At 45.4% G+C, this 16,442-nt stretch carries 10 protein-coding genes; 5 read left to right on the plus strand and 5 right to left on the minus strand.

The window, feature by feature from the left end; translation table 11 throughout:
* Window positions 1–143 precede the first annotated feature (143 nt).
* Together I2I13_RS09480 and I2I13_RS09485 are read left to right on the plus strand one after the other, a co-directional pair.
* Window positions 144–1,634 carry a glycoside hydrolase family 28 protein gene (locus I2I13_RS09480; protein ID WP_195649325.1) on the plus strand — a complete coding sequence of 497 codons (1,491 nt, stop codon included), beginning with the start codon at window positions 144–146 and terminating at the stop codon, window positions 1,632–1,634.
* A 19-nt stretch (window positions 1,635–1,653) separates the two neighbouring features.
* Window positions 1,654–3,546 carry a rhamnogalacturonan lyase gene (locus tag I2I13_RS09485; protein WP_195649326.1) on the plus strand — a complete coding sequence of 631 codons (1,893 nt, stop codon included), beginning with the start codon at window positions 1,654–1,656 and terminating at the stop codon, window positions 3,544–3,546.
* A 296-nt stretch (window positions 3,547–3,842) separates the two neighbouring features.
* Here I2I13_RS09485 and I2I13_RS09490 read toward each other — a convergent pair whose 3' ends face one another.
* From I2I13_RS09490 to I2I13_RS09510, 5 genes are all read right to left on the minus strand, one after another.
* A complete protein-coding gene (locus I2I13_RS09490) occupies window positions 3,843–4,778 on the minus strand; it encodes a rhamnogalacturonan acetylesterase (protein ID WP_195649327.1) in 936 nt (311 codons plus the stop codon).
* 100 nt (window positions 4,779–4,878) lie between these two features.
* Entirely contained in the window at window positions 4,879–6,492 is a 1,614-nt protein-coding gene (locus I2I13_RS09495; protein WP_195649328.1) for a fimbrillin family protein, read from the minus strand.
* 49 nt (window positions 6,493–6,541) lie between these two features.
* The gene (locus tag I2I13_RS09500) at window positions 6,542–8,338 is read right to left on the minus strand and encodes a fimbrillin family protein (RefSeq protein ID WP_195649329.1); all 1,797 of its coding nucleotides are present in this window, start codon (window positions 8,336–8,338) and stop codon (window positions 6,542–6,544) included.
* A gap of 27 nt (window positions 8,339–8,365) precedes the next feature.
* Window positions 8,366–9,265 (minus strand): fimbrillin family protein, encoded by a 900-nt coding sequence (locus I2I13_RS09505; RefSeq protein WP_195649330.1) that lies wholly within the window; start codon window positions 9,263–9,265, stop codon window positions 8,366–8,368.
* Window positions 9,266–9,276: 11 nt separating this feature from the next.
* Window positions 9,277–10,149 carry a FimB/Mfa2 family fimbrial subunit gene (locus I2I13_RS09510; RefSeq protein ID WP_195649331.1) on the minus strand — a complete coding sequence of 291 codons (873 nt, stop codon included), beginning with the start codon at window positions 10,147–10,149 and terminating at the stop codon, window positions 9,277–9,279.
* Window positions 10,150–10,397: 248 nt separating this feature from the next.
* Between I2I13_RS09510 and I2I13_RS09515 the strand changes: the two genes are divergently transcribed.
* The 3 genes from I2I13_RS09515 to I2I13_RS09525 all read left to right on the plus strand — a co-directional run bounded on the left by I2I13_RS09515 (window position 10,398) and on the right by I2I13_RS09525 (window position 16,432).
* Window positions 10,398–12,512: a hypothetical protein gene (locus tag I2I13_RS09515; protein ID WP_195649332.1), complete on the plus strand. Its 2,115-nt coding sequence runs from the start codon at window positions 10,398–10,400 to the stop codon at window positions 12,510–12,512.
* Window positions 12,513–12,630: 118 nt separating this feature from the next.
* Complete coding sequence (locus I2I13_RS09520) at window positions 12,631–13,869, plus strand: rhamnogalacturonan acetylesterase (protein ID WP_195649333.1); 1,239 nt, start codon at window positions 12,631–12,633, stop codon at window positions 13,867–13,869.
* A gap of 25 nt (window positions 13,870–13,894) precedes the next feature.
* On the plus strand, window positions 13,895–16,432 hold the full coding sequence (locus tag I2I13_RS09525; RefSeq protein WP_195649334.1) for a glycosyl hydrolase 115 family protein: 2,538 nt from the start codon (window positions 13,895–13,897) through the stop codon (window positions 16,430–16,432).
* The last annotated feature ends 10 nt before the right edge of the window (window positions 16,433–16,442 follow it).

Below are 16,442 nucleotides of genomic sequence, written 5' to 3' on the forward strand. Positions count from 1 at the left end.
TATCACAAGCAGTCAATATACAAGAAATAGTCCATGCTTTCGTACACCACTCCATTCGCCTCTCCAATAAAAGCCGCTAATTTAGTCGAAAAAATTACGTAGACAATATTTCTTAGAAATCTTAATCACCAAAAGTTTATCAAATGAGAATAAACAGCATTCTTACTTCCCTCTTAACCGGTGTACTCCTGACAGCCTGCAATTCCGGCAAACAGACTCACCACACCTATGACTGGGGAAAACTGCCGCAGCAAGTGGACTTGAGTTGGGCAGACAGCGTCGGTAGCAGACAGCAACCGGACGGGAGAATTATATCCGCCAACTCTTTCGGCGCAGTAGCCGACAGCACCCGGCTTAGTACGGAAGCTATTCAAAAGGCGATTGACGAATGTTCCGCCGCAGGGGGCGGAACCGTGATACTGGCTCCCGGATACTATCTGGTGGGAGCTCTGTTTATCAAAAGCGGTGTCAACCTGCAACTGGATAAAGGGGTGACCTTACTCGCTTCTACCGATATAAACAACTATCCCGAGTTCCGTTCGCGCATCGCCGGTATTGAAATGATATGGCCGTCGGCCGTTCTCAATGTCATCAAGCAAAAGAATGTAGCTATCAGCGGCGAGGGAATGATTGACTGCCGTGGAAAGAAGTTTTGGGACCAGTACTGGAGCATGCGCAAGGAGTACGAAAAGAAAGGTTTACGCTGGGCTGTGGATTATGATTGCAAGCGTGTACGCGGTATCTTGGTCGAACGGAGTACAGACGTGACTTTAAAGGACTTCACCCTGATGCGTACCGGTTTTTGGGCTTGTCAGATCCTCTACTCCGATTATTGCAGCATCAACGGACTCACCATCAACAATAATATCGGTGGACGCGGACCGAGCACGGATGGAGTGGATATAGATTCCTCTACCAACATATTGATAGAAAACTGTATGATAGACTGCAATGATGATAATATCTGCCTGAAATCAGGTAGAGACACGGACGGGCTGCGCGTCAACCGCCCGACGGAGAATGTAGTCATACGCAACTGTACCACCCGCAAAGGTGCCGGACTTATCACCTGCGGAAGCGAAACTTCCGGCGGCATACGGAATATCCTGGGGCACGACCTCACAGCCCAAGGCACCTGGAGTGTATTAAGACTAAAGAGTGCTATGAACCGGGGCGGAATCATAGAAAATATCTATATTACCCGTGTCAAAGCAGACAGTGTACGCAATGTACTCGCCGCTGATCTGAACTGGAATCCGCAATATAGTTACAGTACCCTGCCCGAAGAATATTCGCACAAAGAAATCCCCGAGCACTGGAAAATACTGCTCACTCCGGTAGCGCCCGAAGAAAAGGGGTATCCGAAATTCCGTAACGTCTATCTTTCGCATGTCAAAGCCACCAACGTCAGAGAGTTTATCTCCGCATCGGGATGGAACGATACATTGCGTCTGGAGAATTTCTTCCTGTATGCCATCGAAGTACAGGCACAAAAAGCAGGACGAATCCGGTATAGCAGAAACTTTAATCTGGCGGAAATTATGTTGGATACCAAGGACAACACCACTATTGCATCCGAGAACAACGATCAATGTAATATCCATCTGAAAAGTACGCCTTCCGGGAATTTATAGAAACTAAAAACTATTTGGTATGAAAAGATATATTTACTGGTTGATGTGCGTATTCGCATTATCATCCGCATGGACAGCAAATGCCCAACCCAACTATAACTATTCAAAACTACAAAAGGAGAAACTCGGACGCGGTGTAGTTGCTATCCGTGAAAGTCCCTCGACAGTGGTAGTCTCATGGCGGTATCTTTCTTCGGATCCGATGGAAACAGCTTTCAATGTATATCGTGACGGTAAGAAGCTGACTACTCACCCGGTGGTCACGGGCACTTTGTTCCGTGACGAGAATAGCAGTCTGGAAACGGCGGCATACGAAGTACGCCCCGTACTGAAAGGAAAAGAGACGCATCACATTGACGGCAAATACACACTTCCCGCCAACGCTCCTCTCGGTTACCTGCAAATTCCATTGCAGAAACCTGCAGACGGTGTGACTCCGGCAGGCGATACATATACGTACAGTCCGAATGATGCTTCTATTGGTGACGTAGATGGTGACGGTGAATATGAAATCATCCTGAAGTGGGAACCCAGCAACGCAAAAGATAATTCTCATGACGGATATACAGGCGAAGTATATTTTGACTGCTACCGGCTGAACGGCGAGCAACTATGGCGCATCAACCTGGGAAAGAACATACGTGCCGGAGCACACTACACCCAATTTATGGTGTATGATCTCGACGGTGACGGCAAAGCGGAAGTAGTGATGCGTACTTCGGACGGAACGGTAGATGGTAAAGGAGAAGTGATAGGAAATACCAAAACCGACTATCGCGAACCCGGCGTATTTGATAAGAAAAAGAATAAACTTACCCGTCAGGGACGCATACTGGAAGGTAACGAATATCTGACCGTATTCTCCGGACTTACCGGTGAAGCACTTTACACTACTGACTATATCCCTGCCCGTGGAAATCCCAAAGACTGGGGTGATACGCGTGCCAACCGCAGCGACCGTTTTCTCGCCTGCATCGCTTATCTGGACGGTGTTCGTCCCAGCGTAGTGATGTGCCGCGGTTACTACACGCGTATCGTACTGGCTGCCTTCAACTGGGATGGAAAGAAACTGAATAAGCATTGGGTATTCGATACAAACACCCCCGGAAATGAAAAGTATGCCAAACAAGGAAACCATAATCTCCGTGTAGGAGACATAGATGGTGACGGGTGTGATGAAATCATCTACGGTTCGTGCACCATCGACCATAATGGCAAAGGGCTCTACTCTACCGGCCTCGGACATGGAGATGCCATCCAACTAACTCAAATAGACCCTGCACGAAAAGGTCTGCAAGTATGGGCCTGCCACGAAAACAAACGTGACGGCAGTACTTATCGGGATGCTGCCACCGGAGAAATCATCCTGCAACTCAAGAGTACCCGGGATATAGGCCGTTGTATGGCCGCCGACATCGACCCGACGAATCCAGGAGTGGAATTATGGTCACCGGGAACAGGTGGTATCATCAATTTCAAAGGTGAACTGCTTGCTCCGAAGACTAAAAACTTCCCTGTCAACATGGCTGTTTGGTGGGATGGTGATTTATTGCGCGAGGTATTGGATAAAACCCGTATCAGCAAATATGACTGGGAACAGAAACGTTTTATCCCGTTTGTAGAATTTGAAGGGGTTGCTTCCAATAACAGTACGAAAGCTACTCCCTGCCTGCAAGGAGATATTATCGGAGACTGGCGCGAAGAAGTCCTTTTCCGCTCCGAAGATAACAACTCCCTGCACTTATATGTATCAACAATTCCAACAGAATATCGTTTCCATACTTTTCTGGAAGATCCGATATACAGAATCAGCATCGCCACCCAAAATGTAGGATATAACCAACCCACCCAACCCGGATTCTATTTCGGCACGGACTTAAAAAGAACTTTCAGAGGATATCAGTTCAAATAATAGTAAACAAAGAAAATTTATTCATGAATTTATTCGTCTGACAATTGTTTATTTTTCGTCTGACAACTGTTAGACGAAAGAATAACAACTGTCAGACGAAAGTTTAACAGTTGTCAGACGAATAGAATTATGCAGCTCTAGGGATAAATTCTTTAGATGCTAGAAACAAATAGATGCTGATTGGTACTAATTCTGAACGATACGAAAACGGCTCATGTCTCGAAAACATGAGCCGTTCCAGCGTTGTGGTGGGAATTATAGTTTTTCTATGTCTGCTATTCAAATGACGTTTCCTGCTAGATTGCCGGACTTCCGTAAGTGACGCCTTCATCTTCCGTAATCTTTATCAACTTGTTTCTAATCTCCGGTTTGGGACCATATTGCCCTGTACGTACAAGCACTGTACATTTCTTCCTTGCCGGAATCGCTTTCAAAGCCTCATCCAAGGTGAAGAAATCACCGCTTCCGTCCGTGGCTACCACATAATCGAAGTGACGGATATATTTCTCCAGTTCGGGAATTTTCTTGCCGACCGCATCAATCGCCATTCCGGCAAATACGCGGGAACCTTTGATATTCAGATGTGTATCATCTTTCTTTCCAGCCCACATATACAGTTCTTTCGATTTCTCCGGCCCCATCTGTTGCACCAGATCATGAGTCATCTTGTTCATATCAATGAAGACCACATTCAGTTCTTCGGCTATCCGTTTAGGAGAAAGAAGATAGTCACCATGCGTATCAGAAAGTGAATCGGTAAAGTTCCCCGCTGCGTCCTGACAGAACTTACGACGGACGATAGAATTGAAAAGGACGGGAATACCGCCTTTTGCACGGGTTTCATTCACGAACTTACGCAGATTATCGTCGAACGTACCGCCCGGTTCGGTATAGAGTTTCGGATTGTCTTTTTTCTCGTCATTATGTCCGAACTGGATAAACACATAGTCACCCGGCTTAATCTGATTGACTACCCGCGTCCATCTTTTTTCGTCAATGAAACTTTTTGTGCTGCGACCACTAGCTGCATGATTGGCAACTACCACTTTATCGGCAGGGAAAAAGCTGCCTAGCATCATTCCCCATCCACGTTCCTTATTTCGCGGACTCTTCGCTAGATTTCTATTTGCCATAGTCGAGTCACCAATCATATAAATTGTTACCGGAGAATTGTCTGTGATGGCGGAAGTAAAAAGTACAAGAGCCACCAGGAAAAGAAATTTCATTTTCATAATCATGATTCATTTAAGTGTGACATAGTTCTCATGCGAAATACCTTCAAGGCATTCCGGCATGAGAACTAACATTTAATATATATATCTTTTGTGGTTTCTAAAATGAGAGTACACAACGAACTCTGCGGTTACTGTTACTTGTTTTAGTGGCACCGGTGGTTGTAAGGGAGGTAGCAGTCAAAGACACAGAATGTGCATAAACCAATCCCTTATTATTTCTATTGTGTTCTGAACTCGACCAGTAATTTTTCGAACTTTCAAATTCATCGACTGATGATGATGCAGCTTTCAGGCAAGTATTCAGATTTTCGAATACCGATTCTCCACTCAAACTAATTGCGATATTGCTAGATGTCGTCTCGTTATCTTTCAGAGTGGCCAGTCCTTTCGCTTCTCCCAAGTTCTCAAAAATATCCCACCATTGGCCTATACTTGGCAAATACCAACCACTGGTGCCTTTGGGAGCTTTATATGATGTCGTTGCCGCCGTTTCTCCATACTGGCTGGCCTGATAAAAAGCTCCGTTCACCTCCTGAAAAGTAGCCTCATTTGCATACGTATCCACCATATACTTCGTTTTCACATATCCGCCTATCTCCTGATACATCCCCTTATAGGTAGATGCATGTTCCGCAAATGGGGAATTTTCCCCATCGCCTTCCGTGGCTGCCTTTCCCCATTTGGAGTCTTTACCTGCATTAGTCAGTGCCATGACGCAGCCATGTGTCCATCCCTGTGCCAGTTCATCGGCACTCATACGCTCCGTATCTGCCTGAAACACAATTCCGATACAGCCTTCAGGTACACTGGCTACATCTCCGGGAAGTATAGTTCCATCACTCATATAATAATCTCCTACCTGAACATCACGGCTACCCGGAGGTTCTACTCCCTCATCAAGCGTATAGAAAAGATAGTGTTTAGCAGCTGCATCGGAGGCAGTAACCGCTATGTCGAATTTCCGTGTACCTATATAATAAGGGTAGCTGCCTTTCAGGGAGAAATCCGCATCCGGCTTGATGATATAACGCAGGATTCTTTCATCCGAAGTCTGATAAGGAACCTTCCCTTCTTCCCACGAAAAAGCAGGTGCACCCAAAACCGTAGTAGCCGGATGATATTTCACTTTACCGTCTTTGGTAGTCGCGCATTTACCCAACGGCACTTCGATTACGATCAATGCCATCTGATGTTCCAAATTGACATTCAATGTAGTTCCTGATACGAGTCCTTCTCCTTTCATCAGGTCGCTTTTCGTATAATCCTCGTAAGTGGCTTGGTTCAGACGAGGTTCGAATGAAGTACAATATGCCTCCAGTTCCTCTTTACTGCTAACCGAAATATAAGGATAGTAAACGATATACTCATCCCCCTGCTTATGTAACAACGGTACTCCTGTCCAGTTGCCCTCGTCATCAAGAGTAAAGCGATAATTTTTAGCTACTGTCTCTCCTCCATTTCCGGATGACGGTGTTAGCTGCAAGACACCAATCTCGTCACCGGAAGTGAATTGAGTAGTGTAACCTTCTTCTACCATGCGTGTTTCAACAGTGCCAGTAGATATATAATTGTCCGAAGTGACTTTGAGAGTGAGAGGAAGTCCCCCTTCCGGCAAAGTGGTAAAAACATCTTCTTCCTTGGAACAGCCAGATAAAGCTGTCAGCAGAAAAACAGAAGCTGACAGAATAAATAACTTATATAATTTCATCATATTCTTATTTTTATTTTTTCATATACGGAATGTTTCTTCAGGAGCCCACTTAGAAAGCCAGAATGCAGCGGACATTCGTAGAAGGATTATCCTTATTATTATCTCCAATTCGCAAAGAATATTTCTTACCCGAACCATCGAAAAGGACACGTCGGGCAACACCGCTACTCTTTTCCGAGCTCGACCAATAATGAACATCTGCCTTAAATAAAGTAACAGTCTGTCCACTAGCATTCATAAGCTCGTTCATCCGATCTATGGCAACTTGGGAAACTCCATTTTTGAGTTCAACAGTGGTTCCTGAACTATTTCTCAAGGCTATCAATCCATTAACATCACCCAGATTTTCCAGAATATCCCACCACTGTCCGATAGTAGGCAGATACCAGCCGGAAGTCGTTCCATCGGCAGGCGCAGCATACTGTCCGCTACCATCCGTTCCATAATTTTCCGAGTGGTAGAAAACATCATAAAGTGTGCCATCGGCAGTTGTTACTCCGGCAAGTTTCTGTCCGGCAATGTATACTTTCTTGCCATATCCGTCAATATCGCCATACATATCAGAGTTCGTTGGCAGATTCGGGAAATAATTAATACCTTCAGTCATTTCTCCCGTATCTTCATCTATGGTCTTATCACCCCAGGTACACTTTTCGGCAGCATCAGTCAAAGCCATCACGTACCCGTGTGTCCAGCCTTTTGCCTTTTCAAGTGCACTGATACGTTTCGATTCTGTCTGGAAAACAATGCCGATACATACTCTCCCGTCTGTAAAATCAACAGGACTTTGCGCCGGAGTTTCCCACTCTTTTTCACCTGTTGCATGATTCACTTTACGCAAACCACCATCACTTACTGCCCAACCCGTTCCATCTGCCGTACGGTAAAAGAAATCACCGGGTTTCATATCGTCCGCCGTGTAATAAGTACTGCTGACAACAGTTTGCTCTTTCCCTTCTGTCCAGGCAGGACCGGAAACGGCAAGAGTTACCTCGATCTCGTTTCTGTGGGTTATCTCAATATTGTAAACATACAGGTAACCGGCTTGCAGGTTTGCATCATCCTCCGCCGGGATATAATAGGCCTCAACGCCATCCACTACTACTTTAATAAACTGCTTGCCTCTCATTTGTTGCGGCACCAGTAAGGCTTGCAGTGTTTGCAAACAGCCTTCTGTTACACTCTTTTCATCCAGTCTTTGAGGGATAATCGTTTCCTCTCCGGTAGTTTGTGCCACTTCACCCGTAGCCATGTTTATTTCACCCGAAGCTAATGCCATGTTGACAAAGGTTACTTCTGCATTCTTCACTGTTTCGGGATCTTCCACTCCTTCGCCGACTTTCAGATTCAGTTTCACTTTTGCAGGCAGATGATAAAAATCCAAAGCTGGTTGTTGACCGGAAAAGGAAAAAGTACCTTTGGCTCTCAAAAAGTCGCTGTTCTGGAAACCATCATTTTGGCTCTGATCCTGTTGCACCGAGAACGATGCGGGCAGCGCTTCTGTACCATTGCAAGGAAACCATGCCAATACATCAACCGTTGCCGTCTTGCTTTCCCAATAAAAGGGGGTATCTTCTGTTGTCAAGGTTCCGTATATATCTGCCTTATACAACTTTATTCCGTCACCGACTTGTACGCCCACTTCTTCCGTTCCAGTCCATGTTCCTTCCGAAGTAGTTCGTGTGATCGACTGGTTAAAGACCTGTCCCACAAACTCCATCGGATATTTATTGTCCAGTAAACCGGAAATTTCTTTTTCATCAGATGTGCATGATGTCAGTACACTGCCTGCTGCCATAACAAGCAGCCAGGCGAACATCCGTAATTTTTTACTATCTGGTTTCATAATTATCAGACTCATTAACAGGTTGAATTATATATTTATGTTCACATCCTTATCTCCGGGAGTTTCATCCCACCCGTGGATAGCGGAAGAAGAGATGGTGAGCCGTTCACGGTTCACCGTAACGTTATACTCGTACACTTTACCCGGCGTCAAAGCCAAATCAGCAGATTCTTTCCCGGTCAGGCGTGCTCCTTCATGGACAGTTCCATCCTCCTGGGTGAATGAGAGTGCAACACCGCCGGAAACAGTTTCGGGCAGGAGGATAAACGAATAAGTATTTCCATCCGGTACAATGGTAGTTCCGGCAATAAATTCAAGTCCGCCCGCTTCTTCCGCAGTAATTTCAGCACTACCGGTGACGGTATTAAACGTACCGGTGGGATGTAAAGAGGCAAACCGGATAATACCGTTACTAAAGTCCGCATCTTCCGCAAAGCCGCTACCCGGCAGGAAGTTCAGCACTACCTTGCACATCTGATGCCGGAATTTAAAGTCCAGAAGCGGAGCTGCCTCCGAACCTTCCGCAGTAGCATATAAATAATCGAAGTTTTTACTTTCATTCTGATTACTCACATTTACTTCAAACGCACCTCCCATTTCGTTGAAAGGATAGTAAGCGGAAAATTTCACCATCTCCTTATTTATATAGTAGATTACCTCTCCCGCAGGAATGAAAGACGAACCTTTGGAAAAGTCATATTGCCTGTTCGTATATTCAACATTTCCACTTTTTCCGGATATACCGATTGCATCTCCGGTTTCCCATACATCGTTCGTAACCCGGGTAGTCAGCCCGTTTGTATTGATAGTTCCCCATACATTGACAGCTACCGGTATTTGGCTGATAGCCTCTTCTGTCTCTTGTAGATTGTTACACGCGGTCAATATCATCAGCGATACTGCCATCAAAAGAAATCTGATTCTCATGGTTCTATATTTTAATGAATTTCGACATCATGCGGTCCGTCCTCAAATTCCGGTTCCCATGGTAGAATAGTGCCGGAGCCTTCAACTCCTCCGGGAAGTTCGAGCGGAGCCTTCAGGGAAAGCGGAGCTATATCATTCCCGAAATACCTCAAGGCTTCGGTCAGATCACTCTTCAATTCATAATGTCTTCCTTTGGATAAGTTCAGTTGGAGAGTGAGTTCCTGTTCTCCTTCAGGCACAACACCTAAGATGGATAAAGTAGCCGAATAAGAGCCGGATGACTGTTTTTTAAAGACAATAGCAATATTCCTGGCTTCCGACAATTCTTCTGTTGTCATATTAAAGGTTGAAGCGATGCTGGACAAAGATGCTTGCAGTTCCGTTTCTTCAATCTGCGCAGGGTCGCCGCCCTGTGGAACTAACGTTAATGTCAGTTGCCGAACCCGTTGTTTCATTTTCAGGGTAGTTTTCACAGTCTTGTCCGATTCTACTACTACCGATTTGATACGGGTATTGGAAAAGAGATAACCCGGTTGCAGAAGTGTTCCATCTTCGTGAAGTCCCACACTGGCGATAAGGTTATCGACAGTCATATTTGCAGGGATATGATAAGCAGTTAGTCCGTATGTCCCTGCGTCGAGCAAGGATTGAAAAGTGGCAGTACGACTATTCATCGTCTGTTCACCGACACCGGTAATGACAAGGGTATAGCTGCCGGGGAGTTCCGCTTCCGCCGAATAATCATCCCAACTGGCCGCAATCTCCACACTGCCTTGTTGAGCATCGCCATCGGACTGACTGTCCGAGCAGGAAGTTTGGAGCAACGTAACTGCCGGCATCAAGAGCAGGAAAGCATACGCAATCTTCAATTTACGAGTTTTCATAATAGTATTATTTTTATAGTTCAACTTTTACTAAAATACAGAGATACATTCATCAATGTATTGCAAATGTAAGCAGAGAATAAGTGCCGGAGAATGGACATCCGTACACAAACCAGCACAGATTATCAAATCCGCCCCGAATAAAAAACAGCACGGACAAATAATCCATGCAAACGTACGAGCGTCCATGTTACGGACACGATACTCTCATCATCTTTGTAAGCGAACGTTAACCAAATACATTGACCATGAAACATTTACGCTATTTATCCATATTCGGAATACTTCTTTTTATTGTTGCCTGCGGAGATGAACAAATACAATCGCCGGCAAGTAATAATACGGAGAATACCGAAAAAAAGGAAGAACCTGAAAAAGAGATTATAATAGGGGAACGCGGTATGTGGGTGAGTTATGATCCTACACCCAGAGGGATGTTAAACCACACTTCCGGCTATTCACATGCCTTAGTCAGCTGGCGACTACTCCCCACCGACCCCGATAACCTGGCATTTGATATTTATAAAAGCGAAGATAACGGCCCGGAAGTCAAACTGAACGAAACTCCCGTTACAGACGCTACCTGTTGGGCGGATAAAAGCATTCATGCACAAACGACCCATAGATATCGTGTCACTGTTGCCGATTCGGAACAGACGCTCTGCGAATATACATTCACTCCCCAAATGGCGGAAACATTTTATCGTGCCATCCGACTAAACAGCAATGTCCCCGACCCCAGCCTGACCTATGCTGCCAATGATGCACAGGTAGGTGACCTCGACGGTGACGGAGTAATGGAAATCGTGCTTAAACGCCAACCTTACGACGGAGCAAACCAAGGCGGGTGGCGAGAGGGCACTACCCTGCTCGAAGCCTACAAACTGGACGGCACTTTCCTTTGGCAGATAGACATGGGTATCAATATACGTTCCGGCTCTCATTACACTTCTTTTATCGTGTATGACTTTGATGGTGACGGAAAATGCGAAATTGCCTTCCGCAGTTCCGAAGGTACTAAATTCGCCAATGGCGAAAAAATAACGGATGCCAGTGGAAACATAAACGATTACAGGCAAAAAGATCCTTTAGGGAAAGGGTGGTATTCAGGAAAGTCGCTACATTCTACCTGTGGTTTAATTTTCGACGGACCGGAATATATATCCATCGTCAACGGACAGGGGATGGAAGTAGGCCGTACCAACAATATTCCGCGTGGCGGTGAAGGGAGTAACTATGAGCGTGCCAAATACTGGCATAATTACTGGGGAGACGACTATGGCAACCGCATGGATCGTTTCTTTATCGGAGCCGCTTATTTGGACGGAATCCCTCAAAACGGTGTAAGAAAAGCGAATCCCAGCCTAATCATCACTCGTGGAATCTACAGGAACTGGCAGGTATGGGCACTCGATTTCAACGGTTCTTCCCTGCTTCCCCGCTGGAAATTCAATACAAACGATAAAGGAAATGAGTCTTACAGGGACATGGGTTCACACACATTCAGAGTAGCAGACCTGAACGGTGACGGATATGACGAGATTCTCTACGGATCAGCAGCCATCGCACGCAACGGCAAAGGACTTTATTGCACGGGAAACGGACACGGAGATGCCCTCCATGTAGGGAAATTCATTCCCGACCGACCGGGATTACAAGTGGTGGCCTGTTTCGAAAACCCGAATAAATATATAAATAACGGATTTGGCTATGGCTGTGCCGTATTCGATGCAGCGACAGGGAAGTTTATAACCGGCCATGCAGGCGGATCAGGTTCCGGAAGTAGCGAAGATGGTGCAGATGAAGAGGATGAAGATAAAGACCCTCCCGGAGATATAGGAAGATGCCTGGTAGCAGACATTATTCCGGATAGTCCCGGACATGAATATTGGTCGTCCGAGGCCAGCGGTGTGTATAGTTGTCAGACCGGACAGTTGCTTAGTACGACTTTGCCTTCTGCCAAAACCGGCTCCAAAAGCTACAACAACGCTATCTTCTGGACAGGCGACCTGACCCGCCAAATGCTGGACGACGTGATGGTACATAGCTACACGAAATCCGCTCCGTGGGATAAATCGCGGGTAGTCACTTTTACCTATTACGGCAGCGGGGTTTATTCCAACAACTCCACCAAAGCCAATCCCTGTTATTACGGAGATTTCCTAGGTGACTACCGTGAAGAAGTGATATACCGGAGCAAAGACGGAGAGTACATTTATATATTCTCCAGCAATCATCCCACCAGACACCGGTTTGTACATCTAACGAATGACCATACGTATGATATGTCACAAGCCATGCAGAATGTAGGCTACAATCAGCCGACACATCTGGGATATTATATTGGTGCGGACAGCAAATAACACAATTAATCCATATTTTCACACGTATGTCCATTATACATGAAAGAAAAACGCACTATTTTAGCTGCGGAAACGAGAAACAAGAATTTCACTCACACATATTCTAATTTTACCTGAAATGAAAATAACTTTATTGAGCCTTTTATTACTGGCATCAGTTAGTATAGAAGCACAAAATTTACCACAGACTTTTAATTTAGCCGACGCTCCCCGCTACTCGGAAAAGACCGGATATGGATACGACCGTGTAGACACACCTAAAAAAGACAGTAATGAACCTTTTTATTTCTCCGTGCGTGTTCCTGACGGAAATTATCGTGTCACTGTACGCTTAGGGAGTAAGAAGAAGGCAGGAAATACTACAGTACGTGCAGAGTCACGCCGTTTGTTCATAGAGAACCTGCCTACTAAGAAAGGAGAATTCGTAGAAGAAACATTCATCGTTAATAAACGCAGTCCGCGCATTTCCGCTAAAGAATCCGTGAAAATAAAGGATCGTGAAAAGAGCAAATTAGATTGGGACGACAGACTGACAATCGAAATTAATGGAGATATACCTGTATGCGAAAGTATTCACATAGAAGCTGCCGACCCTTCTATTCCTACAATCTTCTTATGTGGAAACAGTACGGTAGTGGATCAGGAAAATGAGCCTTGGGCAAGTTGGGGACAAATGATTCCCCGCTTTTTCAATTTCGAAATAGCGATTGCCAATTATGCAGAAAGCGGTGAAAGCGCTAATACCTTCATTGCCGCAAGGCGTCTGAAAAAAGCACTTTCAGTAATGAAAAAAGGAGACTACCTGATGGTGGAGTTCGGACATAACGATCAAAAACAGAAGGGTCCCGGTAAAGGAGCATACTACTCTTTTATGACAAACCTGAAAACATTCATTGACGAAGTGCGCGCCAAAGGCGGACAACCGGTATTGGTCACCCCGACACGCCGTCGTAAGTTTGACAAAGAAGGACGTACCGTCAATACCCACGGCGAATATCCTGACGCAGTACGTTGGATTGCAGCAAAAGAAAATGTACCTTTGATCGATTTGAATACAATGACCGGTACACTGTATGAAGCATTGGGCGAAAGTGAATCAAAAAAAGCCTTTGTACACTATCCGAAGGGAAGCTTCCCGGGACAAAAGAAAGCATTGGCCGACAACACACACTTCAATCCTTACGGTGCTTATCAAATAGCCCAATGTGTAATTGAAGGAATGAAAAAGGCAACGCCGGAATTGACGAAATTCCTGAAAACAGAGGTTTCCTATGACCCAGCCAAACCGGACGACAGAAACAATTTCCATTGGTGTCCGGCCCCTTTCTGCGAAATGGAAAAACCTGACGGAAATTAATAATATAACCATAAAAACTAATATCATGCTTTTACGCTCTATCTTACTAATCATCTTTTTTGTATGTAGTCAGATTGTACGCAGTAACGACTTCGTTTGGTACAATGGAAAACAGGCCATATCGTACGCTATGCCCCAGTCTACCACCCCAGTTGTAAAAATAGCTATCGACATGTTTGCTGGGGACATGAAACAAGTGACGGGCCTCGTACCCAAACAAGTCCCTGCATCCAGAGCAACTATCCGCATCATACAATTGGATAAAGCAAACAAAAAACTGCAGAAGGAATTGCGCGGACTAAATATTCCCGTCGATAACATCGCAGCCAAAAAAGACGGCTTTTACATTACGGTAGCTGGCAGTTCTGCGAACAGGCAACTGTTCGTTGTAGGCAGCGACGGCCGGGGAACTGCCTATGGAATACTCGAATTGTCACGTTTGGCAGGTGTATCGCCCTGGGTATGGTGGGGAGATGTGACCCCTGAAAAACAGACCCAACTTACCCTTGACAACAACTACAAGAATTTTCAAAGTCCGTCTGTCGAATATCGTGGGATTTTTCTGAATGACGAAGACTGGTCGCTGCAGCCTTGGAGTTGGAAGACATTCGAACCTTCCAACATCAAAGGACGTATCGGAGCCCGTACCTATAAAGAAATATTCAAATTGTTGCTCCGGCTGCGCGCCAACGCAATATGGCCGGGCATGCATGGCATTACCACTCCTTTCTATTTCGTACCTGGCGCCAAAGAGATGGCTGATAGTTGCGGTATCGCCATCGGTACTTCGCACTGCGAACCTCTGATGCGCAACAATGTAGGAGAATGGAGTGTAAAAAGACGTGGTGATTATAATTATATCACCAATCGTGATTCTGTACAGGCTTATTGGATAGAACGGCTGAAAGAAGCCGGAAAATATGAGAATATGTACACCATCGGTATGCGGGGAATCCATGACGGACACATGGAAGGCGTAAGCACTATGGACGAAAAGGTCAATGCCTTGCAACAGGTCATCAATGACCAGCGCAAGATGCTGGCTAAATACACCAATCCTGACGTTACAAAAGTACCGCAAGTATTCGTACCTTATAAGGAAGTATTGCAGATTATGGAAAACGGCTTGCAAGTTCCTGATGATGTGACACTCATGTGGTGTGACGACAACTATGGTTACATGACCCGCCTTAGTGACGAAGAGCAGCAAAAACGCAGTGGCGGAGCCGGTGTCTATTACCATTTAAGCTATTGGGGACGTCCGCACGATTATATGTGGCTATGTACCACCCAACCGGGACTTATCTATAACGAAATGAAACAGGCGTACGATCATCATGCACGCCGTGTGTGGATCGTCAACGTACATGATTTGAAACCATCGGCCTATAATCTTGAGTTATTCCTGGATATGGCATGGGATATTAATTCCGTGACTCCTTCCACCCTGAACGAACATCAGGAAAAATGGCTCTGTCGTGAGTTCGGAGAACAAGCCGGCAAAAAATTATTCCCTGCCATGCATGAGTTTTACCGCTTATGTGGTATTCGCAAACCAGAACACATGGGATGGACACAGGTAGAACTGGACAAAAAAAGATACCCCAGAGGGTGTTCACAAGTAATCGACACTGAATTCAGCCTGACTGAATTCGGCGGTGAACTGGACCGCTACATGGAATCTTACGAAGCTATCAAAAAAACTGTTGCGGAAGTAGAAACCATGATTACCCCAGAACGTAAAGACGCCTTTTTCTCACATATCAAATATCAGGTATTTGGAGCTGCCGCCATGAGTACCAAAATGCTGGAAGCGCAACGTGCCCGCTCCTATTCTATGGGACAGTGCGACGAATCTCTTTGGGGACGTGACAAAGCCATGTTATCCGCATGTGCAAGAAGCATGAAAGCCTATCAGGAAATCAAAGACCTGACTGATTACTACAACAACGATATGTCCAACGGAAAATGGAAACATTCCATGTGCTTCTACCCACGGGATCTATATGTATTCTATCCACCAACCCTACCCATAGGGCTGACCGACAAAGAAATAGATAAATACCTGATTGAAAATCCAAAGAAAGAATCTCTTCATAAAATCAAAACGGATAAATGCATTGCCTTCAACGCTTGTGATTATACAAAAGCAACTGAAGGAACCACTCCTATACAAGCATTGGGCCATAGCATGAATGCCGTATCTCTTCCCAAAGGCGGTTCGTTGACTTTTGAGTTCGACTGCCCGTGGGAAGGGGAAGCCTTATTACGTACTGCCGTCATTCCTACCCAGCCGAATGACAAAGGCGATATCCGTTTTAGTGTCAGTATAGACGGTGGAAAACCGCAGGTTCTTTCTTTTCGTGAAAAAGGACGGACGGAGACATGGAAACGCAATGTGTTGCGCGGACAAGCTATCAAGGAAACCAAGCACTCACTTAAAAAAGGCAAGCACACGCTAACTATCACCGCTTTGGATAAACATGTTGTAGTAGACCAATGGATGATCGACTTCAAGCCGAACCGTAAGTTTTACGTGTTCCCTGTCGAGGGGAGCAAATAATTAATATCCG

Source organism: Bacteroides sp. D55t1_190419_B8, assembly GCF_015558905.1.
In the GTDB taxonomy this organism is placed as follows: domain Bacteria; phylum Bacteroidota; class Bacteroidia; order Bacteroidales; family Bacteroidaceae; genus Bacteroides; species Bacteroides vicugnae.

Coding starts and splice junctions, on each gene's coding strand:
- I2I13_RS09490 (WP_195649327.1), bottom strand. CDS start 4,778: ATGAAAATGAAATTTCTTTTCCTGGTGGCTCTTGTACTTTTTACTTCC.
- I2I13_RS09515 (WP_195649332.1), top strand. CDS start 10,398: ATGAAACATTTACGCTATTTATCCATATTCGGAATACTTCTTTTTATT.
- I2I13_RS09520 (WP_195649333.1), top strand. CDS start 12,631: ATGAAAATAACTTTATTGAGCCTTTTATTACTGGCATCAGTTAGTATA.
- I2I13_RS09510 (WP_195649331.1), bottom strand. CDS start 10,149: ATGAAAACTCGTAAATTGAAGATTGCGTATGCTTTCCTGCTCTTGATG.
- I2I13_RS09485 (WP_195649326.1), top strand. CDS start 1,654: ATGAAAAGATATATTTACTGGTTGATGTGCGTATTCGCATTATCATCC.
- I2I13_RS09500 (WP_195649329.1), bottom strand. CDS start 8,338: ATGAAACCAGATAGTAAAAAATTACGGATGTTCGCCTGGCTGCTTGTT.
- I2I13_RS09505 (WP_195649330.1), bottom strand. CDS start 9,265: ATGAGAATCAGATTTCTTTTGATGGCAGTATCGCTGATGATATTGACC.
- I2I13_RS09495 (WP_195649328.1), bottom strand. CDS start 6,492: ATGATGAAATTATATAAGTTATTTATTCTGTCAGCTTCTGTTTTTCTG.
- I2I13_RS09480 (WP_195649325.1), top strand. CDS start 144: ATGAGAATAAACAGCATTCTTACTTCCCTCTTAACCGGTGTACTCCTG.
- I2I13_RS09525 (WP_195649334.1), top strand. CDS start 13,895: ATGCTTTTACGCTCTATCTTACTAATCATCTTTTTTGTATGTAGTCAG.